This is a genomic window from Mycobacteroides sp. PCS013 (assembly GCF_049532645.1).
Taxonomy (GTDB): domain Bacteria; phylum Actinomycetota; class Actinomycetes; order Mycobacteriales; family Mycobacteriaceae; genus Mycobacterium; species Mycobacterium gwanakae.
The window spans coordinates 1501733-1521386 of sequence record NZ_CP150131.1; the positions used below are offsets into that span (position 1 = coordinate 1501733).

Annotated in this window: 21 protein-coding genes; 8 read left to right on the forward strand and 13 right to left on the reverse strand. The window is 64.8% G+C overall.

The features are described from left to right. Positions 1 to 66: 66 nt before the first annotated feature. From RHO23_RS07235 to RHO23_RS07260, 6 genes are all read right to left on the reverse strand, one after another. Entirely contained in the window at positions 67 to 1122 is a 1056-nt protein-coding gene (locus RHO23_RS07235) for a hemolysin family protein (RefSeq protein WP_030097963.1), read from the reverse strand. Between the two features lie 5 nt (positions 1123 to 1127). Further along, complete coding sequence (locus RHO23_RS07240; protein WP_057963447.1) at positions 1128 to 2477, reverse strand: hemolysin family protein; 1350 nt, start codon at positions 2475 to 2477, stop codon at positions 1128 to 1130. Positions 2478 to 2570: 93 nt separating this feature from the next. After that, positions 2571 to 4007, reverse strand: a complete 1437-nt coding sequence (locus RHO23_RS07245) for a GuaB1 family IMP dehydrogenase-related protein (RefSeq protein ID WP_423488859.1) — start codon at positions 4005 to 4007, stop codon at positions 2571 to 2573. A gap of 26 nt (positions 4008 to 4033) precedes the next feature. Next, complete coding sequence (gene gndA, locus RHO23_RS07250; protein WP_070917872.1) at positions 4034 to 5488, reverse strand: NADP-dependent phosphogluconate dehydrogenase; 1455 nt, start codon at positions 5486 to 5488, stop codon at positions 4034 to 4036. 87 nt (positions 5489 to 5575) lie between these two features. Beyond that, a complete protein-coding gene (locus RHO23_RS07255; protein ID WP_030097959.1) occupies positions 5576 to 6541 on the reverse strand; it encodes a M56 family metallopeptidase in 966 nt (321 codons plus the stop codon). 14 nt (positions 6542 to 6555) lie between these two features. Beyond that, on the reverse strand, positions 6556 to 6963 hold the full coding sequence (locus tag RHO23_RS07260) for a BlaI/MecI/CopY family transcriptional regulator (protein WP_030097958.1): 408 nt from the start codon (positions 6961 to 6963) through the stop codon (positions 6556 to 6558). 245 nt (positions 6964 to 7208) lie between these two features. On the opposite strand from RHO23_RS07260, the gene RHO23_RS07265 reads away from it, so the two are divergent. Together RHO23_RS07265 and RHO23_RS07270 are read left to right on the forward strand one after the other, a co-directional pair. Continuing rightward, a complete protein-coding gene (locus tag RHO23_RS07265) occupies positions 7209 to 7967 on the forward strand; it encodes a hypothetical protein (RefSeq protein ID WP_057968267.1) in 759 nt (252 codons plus the stop codon). Positions 7968 to 8144: 177 nt separating this feature from the next. Continuing rightward, a complete protein-coding gene (locus tag RHO23_RS07270) occupies positions 8145 to 8555 on the forward strand; it encodes a PaaI family thioesterase (protein WP_030097956.1) in 411 nt (136 codons plus the stop codon). Positions 8556 to 8688: 133 nt separating this feature from the next. On the opposite strand, the gene RHO23_RS07275 is transcribed toward RHO23_RS07270, so the two are convergent. The 4 genes from RHO23_RS07275 to RHO23_RS07290 all read right to left on the reverse strand — a co-directional run bounded on the left by RHO23_RS07275 (position 8689) and on the right by RHO23_RS07290 (position 11845). After that, on the reverse strand, positions 8689 to 9489 hold the full coding sequence (locus RHO23_RS07275; protein ID WP_423488860.1) for a sensor domain-containing protein: 801 nt from the start codon (positions 9487 to 9489) through the stop codon (positions 8689 to 8691). Continuing rightward, positions 9486 to 10250, reverse strand: a complete 765-nt coding sequence (locus tag RHO23_RS07280) for a sensor domain-containing protein (protein ID WP_030097954.1) — start codon at positions 10248 to 10250, stop codon at positions 9486 to 9488. The genes RHO23_RS07275 and RHO23_RS07280 overlap by 4 nt, the downstream gene beginning before the upstream one ends. Positions 10251 to 10349: 99 nt before the next feature. Further along, positions 10350 to 11078: a sensor domain-containing protein gene (locus RHO23_RS07285; protein WP_423488861.1), complete on the reverse strand. Its 729-nt coding sequence runs from the start codon at positions 11076 to 11078 to the stop codon at positions 10350 to 10352. A gap of 11 nt (positions 11079 to 11089) precedes the next feature. Then, positions 11090 to 11845 carry a sensor domain-containing protein gene (locus RHO23_RS07290; RefSeq protein ID WP_064408750.1) on the reverse strand — a complete coding sequence of 252 codons (756 nt, stop codon included), beginning with the start codon at positions 11843 to 11845 and terminating at the stop codon, positions 11090 to 11092. Between the two features lie 145 nt (positions 11846 to 11990). On the opposite strand from RHO23_RS07290, the gene RHO23_RS07295 reads away from it, so the two are divergent. From RHO23_RS07295 to RHO23_RS07320, 6 genes are read left to right on the forward strand one after another with little or no spacing between them, the layout of a single operon-like run. Then, positions 11991 to 12293: an urease subunit gamma gene (locus tag RHO23_RS07295; RefSeq protein ID WP_030097951.1), complete on the forward strand. Its 303-nt coding sequence runs from the start codon at positions 11991 to 11993 to the stop codon at positions 12291 to 12293. A 5-nt stretch (positions 12294 to 12298) separates the two neighbouring features. Continuing rightward, positions 12299 to 12622: an urease subunit beta gene (locus RHO23_RS07300; protein ID WP_423488862.1), complete on the forward strand. Its 324-nt coding sequence runs from the start codon at positions 12299 to 12301 to the stop codon at positions 12620 to 12622. Next, positions 12619 to 14352 carry an urease subunit alpha gene (locus tag RHO23_RS07305; protein WP_423488863.1) on the forward strand — a complete coding sequence of 578 codons (1734 nt, stop codon included), beginning with the start codon at positions 12619 to 12621 and terminating at the stop codon, positions 14350 to 14352. The genes RHO23_RS07300 and RHO23_RS07305 overlap by 4 nt, the downstream gene beginning before the upstream one ends. An 8-nt stretch (positions 14353 to 14360) precedes the next feature. After that, entirely contained in the window at positions 14361 to 15005 is a 645-nt protein-coding gene (locus tag RHO23_RS07310; RefSeq protein WP_078354372.1) for an urease accessory protein UreF, read from the forward strand. A 45-nt stretch (positions 15006 to 15050) separates the two neighbouring features. Further along, a complete protein-coding gene (gene ureG, locus RHO23_RS07315) occupies positions 15051 to 15725 on the forward strand; it encodes an urease accessory protein UreG (protein ID WP_030097947.1) in 675 nt (224 codons plus the stop codon). Then, positions 15715 to 16362, forward strand: a complete 648-nt coding sequence (locus RHO23_RS07320) for an urease accessory protein UreD (protein ID WP_423488864.1) — start codon at positions 15715 to 15717, stop codon at positions 16360 to 16362. The genes ureG and RHO23_RS07320 overlap by 11 nt, the downstream gene beginning before the upstream one ends. A 6-nt stretch (positions 16363 to 16368) precedes the next feature. On the opposite strand, the gene RHO23_RS07325 is transcribed toward RHO23_RS07320, so the two are convergent. The 3 genes from RHO23_RS07325 to RHO23_RS07335 all read right to left on the reverse strand — a co-directional run bounded on the left by RHO23_RS07325 (position 16369) and on the right by RHO23_RS07335 (position 19576). After that, positions 16369 to 17823: an NAD(P)/FAD-dependent oxidoreductase gene (locus RHO23_RS07325; protein ID WP_101312749.1), complete on the reverse strand. Its 1455-nt coding sequence runs from the start codon at positions 17821 to 17823 to the stop codon at positions 16369 to 16371. Positions 17824 to 17946: 123 nt separating this feature from the next. Further along, complete coding sequence (locus RHO23_RS07330) at positions 17947 to 18543, reverse strand: TIGR03086 family metal-binding protein (protein WP_064408753.1); 597 nt, start codon at positions 18541 to 18543, stop codon at positions 17947 to 17949. Positions 18544 to 18592: 49 nt separating this feature from the next. Beyond that, positions 18593 to 19576, reverse strand: coding sequence for an LLM class F420-dependent oxidoreductase (locus tag RHO23_RS07335; protein ID WP_423488865.1), 984 nt, complete (start codon positions 19574 to 19576; stop codon positions 18593 to 18595). Positions 19577 to 19654 lie beyond the last annotated feature (78 nt).

Sequence of the window (19654 nt, forward strand, 5' to 3'; positions counted from 1 at the left end):
CGGACGCTCTTGCGATTCGGTGAACATTGATCCTACTCACTGGTAGCCATGTACCCCGAAACCGCTCTATATGCGGTGAGTTCCGTCACGCACGGTGCCGACGAGATCCTCCACCAGATCCTCGAGTGTGACGAGGCCCACCACGCTGCCGTCGGTGGTCGACATGAGCGCAAGATGACTGTTGCTGCGACGTAGCGTCGACAGCGCTTCTGGCAGTGGAACCGAGCCGTGTAGACGTGGGAGCGGTCGAATGAACGCGGGGTCGACAATCGCCTCCGGATCGTCACCCATGGTCAGGACGTCCTTTATGTGCAGATAGCCGAGGTAATCCCCGTGGGGCCCGATAACTGGAAAACGTGAGTAACCAGTTTCCGCCACCGCGCGTTCCACGGCAGTCACCGAGGGCGCCTGCGCCGAACCCGATACCGCGATCGCCCGAATCTGGTTAGCGGGCACGACCACGTCCGCGACCACCCGGTGCTGGATCTGTAGCGCGCGGCGCAACCGGGTGTGTTCCTCTTCGTCGAGAAGCCCCTCGGACAGCGACTCCGCGATCATCTCGGAAAGCTCCACGGTGGACACGGTGACCTCGAGCTCGTCCTTCACCGGGACCTTGACCAGCCGCAACGCGGTGTTGGCGCACCAGTTGTAGAAGGCGATCAATGGCCGTGCCAGCCGGATGTAGACCAGGTACGGCGGAATCAGCAGCATGGCCGCGGATTCTGGCCCCGCGATGGCGATGTTCTTGGGCACCATTTCGCCGAGGAGCACGTGCAACAGCACCACGATGGACAGCGAGACGACGAACGCGATGGTGTGCGTGAGAGCGGGCGGCGCACCTAACAGCTCGAATGGTCGTTCCAGAAGATGCGCTACGGCCGGTTCTCCGATGCGTCCCAACAGGATTGAACAGATCGTGATGCCGAGCTGGGCGCCGGCGAGCATCAAGGACAAGTTCTGGCCGGCCATCATCACGGTCACGGCGCGCTTCTTGCCCGCCTCCGCCAGTGCCTCGAGTCGATCCCGGCGAGCGGAGATGAGGGCGAACTCGGCGCCGACGAAAAATGCGTTCGCCAAAAGCAGTGCGGCGGTGAGGAGTACGCCGAGTATGTCGCTGCCCATCGTGGTCATTCCCCCCGGCCGTCGGCGTCGGTCAGCTCGACAAGCTCGATCTGGTCGATGCGGCGACCATCCATGCTCGCTACCCGAGCCCGCCAGCGGGGCAGCTCCGCGAACGGATGATCCGGCACGACCGCGGATAACTCGACGGTCTCGCCGACCGTCGGGATGTGACCGAGCTCCTGCAGCACCAGGCCGCCGATCGTCTCGTACTCGCCTTCGGGGGCACGGTAGCCGGTCGCGGCGGCGACTTCGTCGATCCGCAGCAGACCCGACACCACCCAGCCGCCGCCGGAGGACACCACGTCGGGGGTGGCGTCATCGTGCTCGTCCCGGACATCGCCCACGATCTCTTCGATCATGTCCTCGACCGTCACCAGCCCGGCGGTGCCGCCGTACTCGTCAACCACCAGCGCGGTCTGCATGCCGTTGGCCCGCACCTGCTCCATCACGGCATCGCCGTCGAGGGTGGAGGGCACTACCGCGACGGGCCGGGCCAGACTGGCCAGGGTGGTCGTGGCGCGCTGTTCCCGTGGCACTTCGAAGATCTGCTTCACGTGCACGATGCCAATCGTCGCGTCCAGGTCGCCTTCGGTGATGGGGAACCGTGAGAAGCCGGTGTCCACGGCGATGGCGACCAAGTCGGCAACGGTGTCCGTCGCTTCGAGCGATTCGATCTCGGTGCGCGGGGTCATGAGTTCTTCGGCGGTACGGCTCCCGAATCGCAACGAGCGGTCCACCAGCACCGCCGTGGTCTCATCCAGTGCACCGCTGCGGGCGGAGGTGCGCACCAACGAACCCAGCTCCTGGGGTGAGCGCGCCGAGCGCAGCTCTTCGGCGGGTTCAATGCCCATGCGACGCAGCACCCAGTTGGCGATGCCGTTCAATGCCCGGATCGCGAAGGCGAATACTGCCGAGAACAGCACCATGGGGCCCGCGGTGGCGCGTGAGGTCCAGATGGGACGTGCCAGCGCAAAGTTCTTGGGCACGAGCTCGCCGAAGATCATCGATATCGAGGTGGCGAGGATCAGTGCCAGCGCCAGCGATATGGCGCTGCTGACAGCCACTCCGGTGTATCCGATCACCTGCGTGAGCAGCCGCGCGATCACCGGCTCGGCCAAATACCCGGTGACAAGTGTGGTGATGGTGATGCCGAGCTGCGCGCCGGACAGCTGGAAGGACAACGTGCTGTGTGCCCGTTTGACCAACCTGTCCCGGCCGTCACCGGTCTTGGCGCGCGCCTCGATGGAGCTTCGTTCCAGCGCGGTCAGGGAGAACTCGGCCGCCACGAACAGTGCCGTCCCCGCGGTCAGCGCTACGAACGCAAGCAAGCTCAGCCCGGTGAATAAGAGCGTCACCGCTGGCTGGCCCCTTAGGTTGAGTGATCACACGGCGTGACCATCGTGAGGCTTAATGGTAACCGTGCAGGTGGCCGACGGGGTGTCGACCGGTCACCAACCTTCGGGAAGCGGGCGCCCTTCGGCAAATCCGGCGGCGGACTGGACACCCAGAACCACCCGTTCGTGCAGCTCGGCCAGCGTGCGTGCCCCGACATAGGTGCAGGTGCTGCGCACGCCCGAGATGATGTGGTCGATGAGGTCCTCGACACCGGGCCGTTGCGGGTCCAATTCGATCCGCGACGTGGAGATGCCCTCTTCGAACAGGCTTTTGCGGGCCTGGTCAAAGGCGCTGTCCCCGGCGGTGCGGGCGGCCACGGCGCGTTTGGACGCCATCCCGAAGCTGTCCTTGTAGCGTCGGCCACTGGCCGAGTGCTGCAGATCCCCGGGTGATTCGTGCGTGCCCGCGAACCAGGAACCGATCATCACGTTGGCGGCACCCGCGGCGAGTGCCAGCGCGACATCCCGGGGATGCCGAACGCCGCCATCGGCCCACACATGGGCGCCGAGTTCCCGTGCCGCCGCCGCACATTCGATGACCGCCGACAACTGTGGACGGCCCACTCCGGTCATCATCCGGGTGGTGCACATGGCGCCCGGGCCCACGCCCACCTTCACGATGTCGGCTCCGGCCGCGATCAGATCCCGGGTGCCCTGGGCGGACACCACATTGCCCGCCGCGATCGGCACACCCAGCGACAGTTCCGCGACCGACGTCAGTACCTCGATCATCTTCTGCTGATGTCCATGCGCGGTGTCGATGACCAGCAGATCCACCCCGGCCTGCGCCAGGGCGGTTGCCTTGGCGCGGACATCGCCGTTGATGCCGACGGCACCGGCGACCCGTAGGCGTCCGCTCGCGTCCACGGCCGGCGTGTACAAACCCGCCCGGATAGCCCCAGTACGGGTGAGGATGCCCGCCATGGTTCCGTCCGGACGCGTCAGCACCGCCACCGGCACATGCGCCTCGGCCAGGCGGTCGAAGATCGCCCGCGGATCGGTTCCCGTGGGGACCGCGACGAAGTCGGCGGTGGCGATGTCGCGCACGCGGGTGAACCTGTCGATGCCGGTACATGCGGCCTCGGTCACAAGCCCACGTGGCTTGCCGTCCTCGAGCATCACCGCAGCCCCGTGCGAGCGCTTGTGGATCAGGGCGACCGCCTCACCCGCGGAATCGTCTGGAGCCAGGGTCACGGGCGTGTCGTAGACCAGATCCCGGCTCTTGATGAACTCGACGGTCTGTGCGACGGCTTCCACCGGAAGATCCTGGGGTAGCACGGTGATTCCGCCACGGCGAGCGACGGTCTCGGCCATCCGCCGCCCCGCCACCGCCGTCATGTTGGCCACCACGATCGGGATCGTGGTGCCGGTGCCGTCGGCAGTGGTCAGGTCGACATCGAACCGCGAGGTGACATCCGAGTGGTTCGGCACCACGAAGACATCGTCGTAGGTGAGGTCGTACGGTGGTCGCTGCCCGTCTAGAAACCGCACAGTATCGCTCTCCTTCTGCGTCCTGCTTAGGCTTCTACCTCGCTGCGGTCGCCGCTCCAGAGCGTGTGGAACTTGCCGGGGGAGTCGATGCGCTCATAGGTGTGCGCGCCGAAGAAGTCCCGCTGCGCCTGAGTGAGGGCGGCAGGTAGACGATCGGTGCGCAGACCGTCGTAGTACGACAGCGACGAGGCGAAGCCGGGAACCGGAATTCCCAACTGCGTCGCCGCCACCACAACGCGACGCCAACTATCGATGCCGTTTTCGACGGCTGCCCGGAAGTAGGGCGCGGCGATCAGCGTAGCCAGGTCGGGCTCGTCGGCGAAGGCGTCCTTGACGCGATTGAGGAACTGCGCGCGGATGATGCAGCCACCCCGCCAAATGGTGGCCAGGTCACCGGGGTTGACGTCCCAGCCGTACTCGGCGCTACCCGCGGCAATCTGATTGAAGCCCTGCGCGTACGCCACGATCTTGGACGCGTACAGCGCTTGGCGTACATCTTCGACGAACTGCTTTGCATCACTTGGCTTCTCGCCCAATGCCCCGGAGGCGAACCCGGCCGCGGCGGCGCGCTGGGGGCGGGAACCGGACAGCGCGCGCGCGAAAACCGCCTCGGCGATACCGGTGACTGGCACGCCGAGGTCCAGGGCCGACTTCACGGTCCAGCGGCCGGTGCCCTTCTGTTCGGCGGCATCGACGATGACATCGACGAGGGGCCTGCCGGTCTTCGCGTCAGCCTGCTTGAGCACCTCTGCGGTGATCTCAATCAGGTAGCTCTCCAGCTCGCCCTTGTTCCATTCGGTAAAGACGTCAGCGATCTCCGGCGCACTCATGCCGAGGCCGTCGCGCAGCAGCTGGTAGGCCTCGCCGATCAGCTGCATGTCCGAGTATTCGATGCCGTTGTGCACCATCTTCACGAAATGGCCGGAGCCGTCGGGGCCGATGTGGGTACAGCAGGGCACACCGTCGACGTGCGCGGAGATCTCCTCCAGCAGCGGGCCGAGGGATTCGTACGACTTCTTCGGGCCGCCCGGCATGATCGAGGGACCGTTCAGCGCACCCTCTTCGCCACCGGAGATACCCGCGCCGACGAAGTGCAAGCCGCGATCGGCCATCGCCTTCTCCCGGCGGATGGTGTCGGTGTACAGGGAATTGCCGCCGTCGATGATGATGTCGCCCTGCTCCATGGCATCGGCGAGCTCATTGATCACCGCATCGGTCGGATCGCCGGCCTTGACCATGATGAGCACGCGGCGCGGGCGCTCCAGCGCTGCGATGAACTCCTCGATGCTCTCGCTGCGGACGAAGCTGCCCTCGGATCCGTGCTCGGCGAGCAATGCGTCGGTCTTGGCGACCGATCGGTTGTGCAGAGCGACGGTGTATCCGTGCCGTGCGAAGTTCCGCGCGATATTCGAACCCATGACGGCCAGGCCCGTCACGCCGATCTGAGCTTTACCCTGCGCCGAGCCGTCTGCAGCCGTCACCAGCACATCCTTTCGTTGACGTGTTGTGCTCCACGGATTCTCGCGCAGTCACAATCGGCCCGCGAGCGCGGGTCACCTACTCGGAGGTTACTTGCTGAACAGGCGCTGAAGTTCGGTGAACCATGGGATCACCACAGCCAGCGTCGGCACCACGAGGATGGCGGCAGCGGCGGTATAGGCGCTGCACGACAACAGCAGGCTGTTTCCGTCCCCGCCGAGGCGGCGGACGCGGATGAGTGTCGTCGGGCCGCCGGCGGCCATTGCGCCGACCGGGGTCGGTCCACCGGCGCACGCGACGAGCGCGCGGGCCAGGGGAGTCGGCCCGGCTGTCCGCACCGCGGCATCGTCGGCGAGCAGCTCGACGAGCAGCTTGACCGCCTCCAGCGCATTCTTGCTGCGCACGATGACAGGGAAGGCGTCGTGGACTGCGGTGAAGGCTTCCAGCACCAGGTCATGGCGCGCGCGCAGGTGCGCACGCTCGTGCGCGACGATCGCGGTCACCTCGTTGTGCCCGAGCGTGCTCAGCGTTCCCTCGCTGACGACCACCCGGCTGCGTACGCCCGGCAAGCAGTAGGCCAAGGGCTCGTCGACTTCCAGCACCCGCAGGTCGTGGTCGCGCCGCCGATGGATGTCGTAGCCGCCGCGCCAGTTCTCGCAGTACCGCTTGTGGTCCAGCAGATCAACGATGGCGCGGTGGCGGGCACGCCGACGGCGGGTGCGCACCCCGACTCGGATCACCGACACCATGAGCCGGATACCGATAAGGATCGTGATCGCGAACACCGTGACGTAGAGCAGCCACAAACCCCAACCAAGGCGGTCGATTTCACCGGTGATCGTGGCGGTTGGATGACCATCGGGGCCAGGGACGAGAAGTCTGCTCGCGATCGCCAGCCCCGAACTAAACGCGGAGAGAACGGCGGCCGCGGCAATGGCCTGCCACAACACCATCGCGGCACGTGGCGCGCGGTACGGCCAGCGCGCACGCGCAAGCAACGCCGGTACGGGACCGGTCAGCAGCAGCGCGAGTATCGCGAACGCCAGGGCGGACACATAACTAGTGTCCCTTACGCGGTGGGGCGACCGCCAGCAGATGGATCTTTCGCTTCGAGCTCGGCCAGTGCGCGGCGCAGTGCATCGGCCTCATCGGGGCCGACCCGCTCCACGAAGTGCACCAACGCGGCCTCACGGGCACCAGAGTTGTTGGCCTGCGCCAACGCATCCACCATCAGGCCCGCGACAAGCTCGTCGCGGCCATGCACGGGTGCGTAGCGGTGCGCGCGATCATCGCGGTGCTGCACCACCAGATCTTTCTTCGCGAGACGCTGCAACACGGTCATCACGGTCGTGTAGGCGAGGTCACGCCGCGCCGACAATGCCTCGTGGACCTGGCGCACAGTCTGGGGCTCGGGGGACGACCAGAGATGGTCCATCACCGCGCGTTCAAGTTCGCCCAGGCGTGCCATTCCGAACATTCTACGTTCACCTCCGACGCAATGCCGTACTACATCCAGTCGTACTACTTCTGACAAGCCAACGATCTAGAACTCGGTCTTTGTTCCAGCGCTGGATCCGGTCTCACCATGTGGGCCGAAATCGTTAGCACTGCCCGATGATCAGGAGCTTTGGTGAGGGCAGTCACAACACCCGCACCTGGCGATGTCATCCTACATGTGGTTAGGCTTACCTATCTTGTCTACGTGAAGGGAGGCTGCCAACTGTGACTCTGGCCATTGATCGATGCTCTTCGACGAGGAGCCTCATCGCCGACGATCCGCTGATCGCCGGGATGTCTATCCGCCAATCACTGCCGCTGCACGAATCGAGCGCCCGGCTTCGCGAGCTGTATCCCGAGTGCCCTCGGGCCTATGGTGTCGCCGTCATGTCCGATGTCGGCCGGCGCCGATGGTGGCCGCTGGCACGAGCCCTGAACACCGACCGCCTCGAGCGGATGTACGCCCGCGCCATTGAAGAGACCGGTAGCGACGCGGTCGCCGTCCATCAACTCGCGGACGCGCTTGTGCACACCGTGGTCGGCCGATTGGTCGCCCTGGTTGTCCTGGAGGGACGCGCCTGGGATCCGGGCCTCGGCAACTTGTGGGTGTATTTCGATTCCGAGGGCTGCATCGACTGGGCGGGTGTGGTGGACCCGACGCTGCGGGTGTTGCCCAATGACCCAGACCGGGACCGGGAGCAGGTTGTGGTGTTCCCTGGCGAGGACGCACTTGCCGCGTGGACGGCGCACCGATGCCATCGCGCCCTGGCGCCGTTGTTCACGCGCCTGTCTCAGATCAGTTCCGGAACAATGGAAATCGGCCAGATGTGGCAACTGGTGGGCTCAACCGTGGTGGGTGCGGCGACGCATGTTCCGCTGCTGGCCCGCTCCAGCGAGACCGATGGAATGCGGCGCGGACAGGCGATCCTGGACCGCTTCATGACACTCGGATTGCCGGTTCGCCACAAGGCCCTTGCAATTTAGGGCAGCCTTGCCTATCCTTAGAAACGTCGAACGCGCTACCGCGCGACCAGACACCCGGACCGCGCCGGAGTCCTGAGGGCTGCAGAGACCCCCGGTCCACTCGAAGGAAGTGCCCCACCTGCCTCGGCAGGTGGGGCACTTCTTCGTTAACGGCTCCCGCACTGATATGAACATCGCATGCCAGACACGCCGGAGCACCTCAGCCAGATGCCCACCGCGCCCTTCGACAAGCTCGTGGGGCTCGAATACACCTCGCTGACACCCGAGGGAGTGTCGGCCACCCTGACGGTCACCGAAAACCTGTTGCAACCCAATGGGATCGTGCACGGTGGCGTCTACTGCTCGGTGGTGGAAAGCGTCGCGAGCGTGTCCGCGTACGTCTGGCGTGCCAACGTGCTGGGGGAGGAGAGTGCGGTGGTCGGCGTCAACAACAACACCGATTTCCTGCGCGCCATCTCGACCGGCACGCTGACCGCGACATCCACGCCGATACATCGGGGACGTCGTCAGCAGCTGTGGCTCGTCACCATTGCCGATGATCAGAACCGCACAATCGCACGCGGGCAGGTCCGCCTACAGAATCTGTGAGACTCGGGTGGGCGCAACCCCCGTACGCCCACCCGAGCTCATTTTCGAGAGATGTCGGCCGGCCCCCCGATGGTCAGGCCGCCATCCTCGTCCCCCCGCCCGGACCCAGTCCCCCCTGGATCCGGGTAGCTCGTCAGCTCAGCTGCAGTTTGTCGACAATCCTGTCGGCCATCTTCTGCACCAGCTGCTTTGAATTGCTTCGTGCACAAACCTGCGTCTGCACAATCAGATTCGCGACACCGTTGTACGACACGAAGCAGCGATACTTACTGGGCCCGTACGTGAGGGCCCAATTCACCTTCTTGTCGTTCGACGACGAGACAGACACCGTCACCGGCACCTTGCGCCCGCCGGGATCGGTGAAGTTGTACGACTTTCCGTCACATTCCGAGATCTCGTCAGCTGCCGTCGAGAACTGCGCCTGCGCGGAGTCCTTGTCCTTGTACGCCGCGATGCCCTGGTAGACCTGCGCATCTGGGCTCTCGGCGTCGCCGAGCAGCATCTCGGTGCCGCGGAACGTCTCGTACTCCTTACCCACCGACTCCACGGTGAGTCCCTGCGTCACATTGCAACTCGCGTCATCAGACTCCGTGGCCGTGAACGGCTTTTCCCGCTTGTTGGTCTTGGCGACTTCGGCGTCGAACACCTTGGAGATCTCCTCGTTGGTGAACAACGCCGCCACCATGGCTTCCTCGGTGATCTTGTCCTGGCCGGGCCACCCCGTAAGCCCCGCTGGTCCGCTGCTCACCGGAGCCGGAGCCGGCGCATTTACCGACCGTGAGGCCGTCGTGGTGGCGGCCGTTGACGTTCCGGCGGCCTCCCGCTGGCCGGAACACCCGGACAGCGCCAGCGCGGCGATCGCCGTCGCGCACAGCACCATCCGCGCCGTTGTGCCTGTCATCGGGCCCCCTGCCGTGTTCTTCGTCGTGGTCATGCCGGAATCCATTCGGCCATGCGGTCGACGATCGCGGTCACTATCGGAGTGCCGTTGCCGTTCTGGCACAACAGGCTTCCGAAGAGTGCGTTGTTCTTGACCCGGTAGTCGTAGAAACACCGCCACCCTGCGGGTTTTCCGTCCTTGAGCTCCTGTCGCACCCACTTCACGCTGGTGCCGTCGTTCGAGAATTGACCGATCCGCCATTCGATATCGCCCTCGGTCTGGCGCGAGTCCGCGCAGGACGCGAGCGACGGGGGATATGCGGTCTGAAGCTGGTTCGCCGCGGCCTTCGCATCGGGGAACAACACGACCGCTTGCCACACGATGTGGTCATACCGGTCCTGTGTTTCCTGCAGACGTGAGCCCCGGTAGGTGGTCCACTCGTCACCCAGGCTCTCGCTGCGCAACCCGGTGAGTGCCTGACACTTGCCTGTCGCGGAGGCATCGCTGGGGCGAGTGGACTTGAACTCGTACGTCAGCGGCGATCCGACCAACCTGCCCACATCGTCGGCGGAGATGATGATCGATTCCGCCTTGTCGGGCGTGACGATCACCGGTGCCGGCGGTTCGAGTGAGGTGGTGACCGGTGGAGCACTGGACTTGGGGCTCGCGATCGCCCCGTCCTGCCCATGATCGGCCGGTGCCGATGTCTCGGTGGCACCGACCGGTATCGGCTTGATGCCCCCGGTCTCCGTTCCACAACTCACCGCGAGCATCGCTGCCAGGCCAAGCCATCCGACAGCCAACACGTGACGCATCCAAATCCCTCCCTGCCGATTTCAGACCCGTATCGACCCAAATCATGGCTACATCGGATCACTGGCGCCCAGTGTTACACGAGCGCCACGAGTGATTTCTTACTTCGGCCGGGTGGCGGCAACCATCCTGTCCACGATGGCGCGCAGCGCCGGACCGCCGTTGGCCACCTGACAGACCGTCGCCGAGAGCAGCAGATTCTCGATGATGCGGGCCTCCAACATGCAGCGCCATCCCGACGGGCGCCCATCGGCGATTTCATCGAGCACCCACTGGGCGCGGTCGTCGGATGCCTCGCGGACAGACACACGCCAGGTCGCCGTGTCCACCTTCAGTTCCTCGCCGGAACAACTGCGGACATCGGCGGGAAACTCCTTTGAATAGTTTTCCCGCGCATCGTCTTTCGACGAGTAGAGCAGCACCCGCTGGGTGACCGAGTGCGTGAATGTGTCCTTGCCCTCCCGATACCAGACATCGCGGTAGGTGGTCCACTTGTCGCCGACGTCGACGGTCAGCGGCACCATCAGCGCCTGGCACGATTGCTTGCCGTCGATCGGCGACGACGATCGCGGGTTCGAGGACTTGCCCTCGTATTCGAGGGTGGAGCCGACCAACTCGGACACGTCTTTTTTGGAGACGATGATCGAGTTGGCCCGGTCGGGGCTGATCGCATCAGCAGTTGGTGTTGTCGACGTCTTCGATGCACCGGATGTCGTCGACGGCCCGGACGTCGGAGGTTGCTGGCCACCTCCGAAAATTGAGCATCCCGTCAGGACCACGGCGGCGCACACCGCGACGGCAGTCTTTCGGTACACCGATCTGCTGGTCACAACGATTCCTTTCACTGCGGGATCCATGCCGCGATCCGGTCGGTAATCGTCGTCACACCGGGTACGCCGTCACCGTACTGGCATAGGTACGTCCCGAAGAGGACGTTGTTCTTGTTGCGGAAGTCGAAGAAGCAGTGCCACGTGGCGGTCTGTGTGATCTGCAGTTGGGTCCATTTCGCTGCGCCATCACTGATTTCCGCGATGTTGCTGATCTTCCACTTCTGGTCCTGCTTGGAGATCTCCGCGTTGGCGCATGTTCTCGCGGCGGACTTGGGAAACGCGTGTGCGAAAGCCGCGGCGGCCTCCTCGCGGGACGGATACAGGACGGCCACCTGACTCACGATGTATGCGGTGGTGTCCTTGGTCTCGCGGTAATAGTTCCAGCGATATGTCGTCCATTCGGATCCCAATTGGTCGGCCCGCGGGTTATCCAGGTTGGCACAGTCCGGTGCACCACCTATGGCATCGGTCGGTGGTGTCGATGTGTTGTCGTCGTACTCGAGCGTGGTTCCCAGAATCTTCCCGACATCCGAACGTGAGCCCAGGATCGAGTCGATCTTCTCCGGAGTGACCACCAGAGGCGGGGGTGGAGGCGCTTTTGTGGTCGTGGGGATGGACGCGGGCGCTGAGGTGCCCGCTGTCATGGGCATATCCGCCGCAGTGGTGCTCGGTGCCGACACCGGCTTTATCCCCTCGCTGGGTTGACCGCACCCGGATATCAGCACTCCGGCCGACACCACACACCACAACGTCATCCCGTACCGCATTGCGCACCCTCCTGATCGGCTCCACACCCCACAAGCTCCGTGGATTCTCGCACTCAGCATCTCGACCGCAGGGCAAAACGGTCCGCTGTCCGCACAACGGCCGTGAAAGTGCCAGGCAGCCCGGATCATGGCAGGATCGCCCCTTATGCGATTGACCCCGCACGAGCAGGAACGGCTGCTCATTTCCTATGCGGCGGAATTGGCGCGACGACGCCAATCCCGAGGCCTGCGCCTCAACCACCCAGAAGCAATCGCCATCATCACCGATCATCTCCTCGAGGGTGCGCGTGATGGTCGCACCGTCTCGGAATTGATGGCCAGCGGCCGCGAGGTGCTGGGGCGCGATGATGTGATGGACGGCGTCCCCGAGATGATCCCGGACGTCCAGGTGGAGGCAACCTTTCCTGACGGCACCAAGCTCGTCACTGTGCACCACCCGATCGGATGAGCCACATGATTCCTGGCGAATACCTGTTCGCACCGGACGATATCGAACTCAACGCGGGAGCGACCGTCATCGAGCTCGACGTCGTCAACACCGGTGACCGCCCCGTACAGGTCGGTAGTCACGTACATTTCCCGCAGTCGAACCCAGCGCTTGACTTCGATCGTGAGGCCGCGCACGGACACCGCCTGCACATTCCTGCGGGTACCGCGGTTCGCTTCGAACCCGGTGTGGCGCAAAAGGTCCGACTGGTTCCCCTACGTGGTCGCCGAGAAGTGCACGGACTGACGCTTGAGGCCCCGGGACATCTGGATGGCGGTGAACCCGCATGACCTGGCTATCCCGGGAGCATTACGCCAAGCTGTACGGGCCGACAACGGGCGATCGCATCCGCTTGGCCGACACCGATCTGCTTATCGAGATCACCGAAGATCGATGTGGTGGGCCGGGTTTGGCGGGCGAGGAGGCAGTCTTCGGCGGTGGCAAGGTGCTGCGCGAGTCGATGGGGCAGAGCCGTCTCACCCGCGCCGGGGGAGCGCCGGACACCGTCATCACGGGCGCCGTCATCATCGATCACTGGGGAATCATCAAGGCCGACATCGGTATTCGAGACGGACGCATTGTCGGTATCGGCAAGGCGGGTAATCCGGATATCATGGACGGGGTTCACCCCCAACTGATCGTCGGCCCGTCCACCGAGATCATCGCCGGCAATGACCGGATCGTCACCGCGGGCGGCATCGACTGCCACGTCCACTTCATCTGTCCCCAACTGGTCGAAGAGGCGATCGGCGGCGGCATCACCACGATGATCGGCGGTGGCACCGGCCCCGCCGAGGGCAGCAAGGCCACCACAGTCACCCCCGGAGCATGGCACCTGGGCCGCATGCTGCAGGCGCTCGACAGGTGGCCGGTGAACGTGCTGCTGCTGGGCAAGGGCAACACCGTCAACCCCGAATCCATGTGGGAACAATTACGCGGTGGCGCAGCGGGTTTCAAACTTCATGAGGACTGGGGCACCACGCCCGCGGTGATCGATGCGTGCCTGCGCGTGGCCGACGAGGCCGACGTCCAGGTCGCCCTGCATTCGGACACCCTCAACGAAACAGGTTTCGTCGAGGGCACTCTGGAGGCGATCGCCGGACGCGCGATACACGCCTACCACACCGAGGGCGCCGGCGGCGGCCATGCTCCCGACATCATCACCGTGGCCAGTCACCCGAACGTGATGCCAAGCTCCACCAATCCCACGCGCCCGCACACGGTCAACACCCTGGACGAGCATCTCGACATGCTCATGGTCTGCCATCATCTCAACGCCGCGGTGCCGGAGGATCTTGCCTTCGCCGAGAGCCGGATTCGTCCATCTACGATCGCTGCCGAGGATCTGTTGCACGATATCGGCGCCATCTCGATGATCGGCAGCGACAGTCAGGCCATGGGACGCATCGGAGAAGTGGTGATGCGCACCTGGCAGACCGCGCATGTGATGAAGAAGCGCCGGGGGGCGCTGGAGGGGGACCCGTCCGGGGCCAGAGGCAACGACAACAACCGCGTCCGCCGGTATGTCGCGAAATACACGATCTGTCCGGCGATCACGCACGGCATCGATCACGAGTTGGGTTCGGTGGAAGTCGGCAAGCTGGCCGATCTGGTGCTGTGGGAACCGGCCTTCTTCGGGGTCCGGCCACATGTCGTCATCAAGGGCGGTGCTATCGCGTGGGCTGCCATGGGCGATGCCAACGCGTCCATTCCCACCCCGCAACCCGTGCTGCCACGGCCCATGTTCGGCGCTATGCCCAACGTGGCACCCGGTTTGGCCGTGCACTTCGTTTCGCCGACGGCCATCGAGGACGACCTCGCGGCCCGGCTCGCATTGCGGCGCAGGCTGGTTCCCACCCGCGACGTGCGCCATCGCGGCAAGGCCGACCTGCCGCTGAATGACGCGATGCCGGATATCCGAGTCGATCCGGATACCTTCACCGTACGTATTGACGGCGAGGTCTGGCAGGAACAGCCGGCCACCGAACTGCCCATGGCGCAACGATATTTCTTGTTCTGATGGGTGGCATCGATACTTCTGCGACGACAGCACTGCTGCTATCGCTGGCCGATTCCCGGTTGCCCACCGGTTCGCATGTGCATTCCGGCGGGGTGGAGGAGGCCATAGCGCAGGGTCTGGTGCGAGACGGTGCGACTCTGAATGCGTATCTGCGGCGGCGTATTCGGACTCATGGCCTGGTTGCGGCATCCATTGCCGCCGCCATCACGTCGGGGCGGCTGGATCCGGAGCGGGCGGATGCCGAAACGGACGCGCGGACGCCGTCGCAGGCGGCGCGGGACGCTTCCCGCGCCCAGGGGCGGGGGCTCAAGCGCCTGGCCGGGAGCGCCTGGCCGCATATCGACTGGCGCGCGCACGGCCGCCAGCCGCACCTGGCCGTGGTCTACGGCATCATCGGCGCGGCAACAGGTTTGTCGGGTCGTGATATCGCCCTCGTTGTCGTGTACACCACGCTGACCGGGTCCGCTACCGCTGGCCAGCGGCTGTTGGCGCTAGACCCCACAGAGGTGGCGGTGGGTACCTTGGCTATGGCGGGCCTGTGTGAGGAGACCGCGACCGTGGCCGCCACCGATCTGGCATGCCTGTCCGACCCGCTGCTGGATGTGCTCGCTGAGCGTCATCTCACACGTGAACGTCCGCTTTTTGTTTCGTAGTTTTAGGGTTCTAGGTTTTTCACGCACAACCACGATTGGATCAACATGCCACCGCATCTTCTCGACGGTCAGCCCCATCAACACATCGACAGGCCCCGCCGGGTGCGCCAGCCGGGTGAGCCGCTGCGTATCGGGATCGGCGGACCCGTGGGGTCGGGCAAGACCGCGCTGGTCGCCGCGCTGTGCCGCACGCTGCGCGACGAGATTTCGGTGGCGGTGCTCACCAACGACATCTACACGACGGAGGATGCCGACTTCCTGCGCCGCCACGCGGTGCTGCCCGACGAGCGCATCACCGCCGTGCAGACCGGTGGCTGCCCGCACACCGCCATCCGCGACGACATCACTGCGAACCTGGACGCCATCGAGGATCTCATCGCCACCAATGATCCACTTGACCTCATCCTCGTCGAGTCGGGTGGTGACAATCTCACTGCCACGTTCTCCTCAGGTCTGATCGACGTGCAGATCTTCGTCGTCGACGTCGCCGGGGGCGACAAGGTGCCGCGCAAAGGCGGTCCCGGCGTGACCTTCTCGGATCTGTTGGTCATCAACAAGACCGACCTGGCTCCCATGGTGGGCGCCGATCTGGGCGTGATGGCGCGGGACGCGGCAGCTGTACGGGAAGGACGGCCCACCGCGATGATCTCGTTGACCGAAGACCCGACGGCCACCGAGGTGTTGGCGTGGGTCCGGAGCCACCTGGACCATGCGCACTGACGTCGAGATCATTGCGGTGAAGGGCCGCCTCCCACGGATACGCTGCTCGGGCAGCCTGCAGGGCAGGCTCACCGAGGCCGATACCGTTCATCTCATCGGAGTGGCCGCTAGCCCCCTGGGCGGCGACGAGATCTCGGTGCGTATCGAGGTCGGCGACGGGGTGTTGTTGCGCGTGCGATCGGTGGCGGCAGCAGTGGCCCTGCCCGGCCGGGACACCCGGCGGTCCTCGACAGCGTGGAGCTGCTCGGTGGCGGGCGAACTTGACCTCGACCCCGCGCCAACCATCGTGGCGGCCAATGCCGTCCACCATTCTCATGTCACCGTTCATGGATCGGGCAGCGCGAGCGTGCGGCTGCGCGAACGTGTGCAGATCGGCAGGGCAGGGGAGTCATCCGGATTCTGGAGCGGCGAGCTCGAGGCGGATATCGATAATCGCCCCCTGCTGCGCCACCGCATCGAACTCGGTGCGGGATCAGTGACCGATGACGAATTGGGTCGCCCACTGGCCCTGATTAGCGAATTGCGCTATCCCTCAACAGATTCCATGTCACCATGTCCGGCCGATGCCACTGTGCTGCGCCTCGCCGGTGACGCCACCCTGCTCACGTGGCAGGGACAGCGGCTACCGTCCGACTGATCGGAACTAGCTGGCTGCCTTTTCCTCTTCGGGCTGCGCAACCGGTTCATCATCGCCGTTTTTCTCCGCGACCAGCTCTTCAAGCTGATCCAGACGTGTTCGAGCCCAAGCCTGCTGCTCGGTGATCGCCATCTGGCCGCGCGAGCGCGTCATGAATGCGATAGACCACAGGATCAGGGTGACTAGACGATTCTTGAACCCGACCAGATAGACCAGGTGCAGCGCCAGCCAGCTGAGCCACGCGATGAATCCGCTGAACTCCAGCTTGCCGATCTTGACCACCGCGTTGTACCGCGACACGGTGGCCATCGAACCCTTGTCGAAGTACTTGAATGCGGGGCGTTCCTCGGCGCTACGCCCCTTCAGTTCGGCCTTGATCTGCTTGGCGGCGTAGCGCCCACCCTGGATGGCGCCCTGCGCGACCCCGGGTACACCGTCCACCGCCATCATGTCGCCGACCACAAAGACATTCGGGTGACCGGGAATCGACAGATCCGGGCCTACCTTCACACGCCCGGCACGATCCAGTTCGACACCGGACTGTTCGGCCAGGTTCTTACCGAGGGGGCTGGCGGACACGCCCGCGGACCACACCTTGCACCAGGATTCGATGCGTTCCACGGTGCCATCGGAATGCTTGACGGTGAGGCCATTGCGGTCCACGTCGGTGACCATGGCGCCCAACTGGATTTCGACGCCGAGTTTCTCCAGGCGCTTGCGTGCCTTGTCGCCGAGCTTGGGGCCGAAGGGCGGCAGTACGGCGGGCGCGGCGTCCAGCAGGATGACCCTGGCATCGGTGGGATCGATGTGCCGGAAGGTGCCCTTGAGGGTCTCGTTGGCCAGTTCGGCGATCTGCCCGGCCATTTCGACGCCAGTGGGACCGGCACCGACCACGGTGAAGGTCATGAGTTTGCGGCGCCGCACCGGATCGCTGGAGCGTTCGGCCTGCTCGAAGGCGCCCAGAATGCGTCCGCGCAGTTCCAGAGCGTCGTCGATGGTCTTCATGCCCGGAGCCCATTCGGCGAAATGGTCATTCCCGAAGTAGGACTGACCGGCGCCGGCGGCGACGATCAGGCTGTCGTAGGGCGTGGAGTAGTCGTGCCCCAGCAGAGAGGAGTGGACCACCTGATTCTCCAGGTCGATGCTCGTCACATCGCCGAGAACGACCTGGGCGTTGTCCTGGTCCTTCAAGATCTGCCGGGTCGGGGGAGCGATCTCCCCTTCCGAGATGATCCCGGTGGCCACTTGGTACAGCAGCGGCTGGAACAAGTGATGAGTGGTCCGCGCGATCAGCGTGACATCGACGTTGGCACGTTTGAGCGTCTTGGCGGCCGTGAGACCGCCGAATCCCGACCCGATGATCACGACTCGGTGCTTCGGCGTCAGCGCGTCCTTGATCTTGGGCTTCGGATTGGCCTCGACAGGCGCCGCGCCGGTGGCGGCGTCTGGTGTCGTGCTCATCGATCACTCCTCGTCGAATGGTGTCTCAACTGGGGTTATTCACCTTGTCTGACACTTGGTGCAACACCTCAACCGTAGTCGGGATTTCCCTGTACGTCGCGTCAGTTAGTTTAGCGAAATATCTCACACACCCTGCGGGCGCCAGCCTGGGTCACGTCCCGACATGGCGAGCATGTGATCGAACCGTGGAGCACTGGTGGGAACTGGCTGCTGCGGGCCGAACAATCCCGGAATCCCATCGTCGGAGGCCAGCGCCCTGATGAATCCATACAAACCCGGATCGGTGCCCTCAGGCAGGTCAAACGGCTGCCCGGTGGCGGCCGCCAAATCCCATCCATGCAGCACCAACTCATCCAGGACCACCATGGCCACCTGGTCATTGGGCATGACAGTGCCCGCGATGGTCGACTCGCCAATCCATGACCGGGGCTGTGCCCAGGTCGCCACCAGATCTGCGAGCCGTTGCGGGAGCAACGTCCGCCACTGCGGATCGAGGTCCTCGGTGAACGACGGGCCCGAAAGGTCGATGCCGAGAGCAGCCGCCTCCTCGGGGCGGACGACGTATTGGAAGGCCACCGATAAACCCATCAGGTGATTCAGCAGGGCACGGACCGTGAGTTCGGTACACGGAGTCGAGCCGTCCAGCGCCTCGTCCGACACCCCCGGAAGAAGTGCCACCACGGCGGTCGCGGCGGGCTGCAGGCTGAACGGAGCACCCATATCGCACATCCTGCCGAAGGAATGCGCGACGGAGGGCGAATCCGGCCGACTAGTCCTTGAACAGGGGGCGAAGAGTGTTGCCGATCAGCTCCACCACGCCGGGCACATGCCCGTTGGCGGTCGCGTTGAGCGTGACAGCATCGATTCCCTGATCGAGAACTCGGGTCTGCACCTGTTCGGCGATCTCGTCGGGGCTGCCCACGAGAGTGCGTCCGAGAACCTGCGCACGGGCCTCCTCGGGGAGGGTTTCCAGATCGATGCCGTTCTTGCGTAGTTGCTCACCAGCGAGTTTCCAGGCTGTCGCCGAGTCGTCGTCGATGAACACCGAGAAGAATGCCGAGGTCTCCAGGGTGGACGGGTCACGGCCTGCTTCCTCGCACCGCTGTCGCAGCACCGACAGCTTGTGTGGGATCTCGTCCAGGGAGCTGAGCAGGTTCAGGTGGTCGGCGTACTTCACAGCCAGCCCGAAGGTCTTCTTCTCACCGCTGCCGCCGATCATGATCGGAATGTTCGGCCGGAGCCTGGGCTCGTTCATGGCGGTCTCGGTGCGGTAGTACTTGCCCTCGAAGGTGGGGCGCTCACCGCGCAGCATCGGGGCGATGATCTCCAGGGCCTCGCTCAGCCGCTCGAAGCGGTCGGTGAACGTGCCGAACTCGAACCCGAGTTGCTGGTGTTCCAGTTCGAACCACCCCGCTCCGATGCCCAGGATGGCGCGCCCGCCGCTGACGACGTCGAGGGTGGTCACGGCCTTCGCGAGCAGGCTCGGGTTTCGGTAGGTGTTGCCGGTGACCAGCGTGGAGAGCTGAATGGTGCTGGTGGCACTGGCCAACGCGCCCAGGGCTGTGTAGGCCTCGAGCATCGGCTGATCGGGGGTGCCGATCATGGGCAGCTGATAGAAGTGGTCCATCAGGAAAACCGTGTCGAAACCTGACGCCTCCGCCTCGCGCGCCTGTCTGACGACGGTGGGAAAGAGCTCGGCCACGCCGGTGCCGTAGGTGAAGTTGGGGATCTGATAGCCAAGCCGAATGGTCACCCGATCGAGCCTACGCTCGAACTGCTGCCATGGCACTACGTACGGTCTTGCCTCGCAATGCAATTCGGCGATCGACAG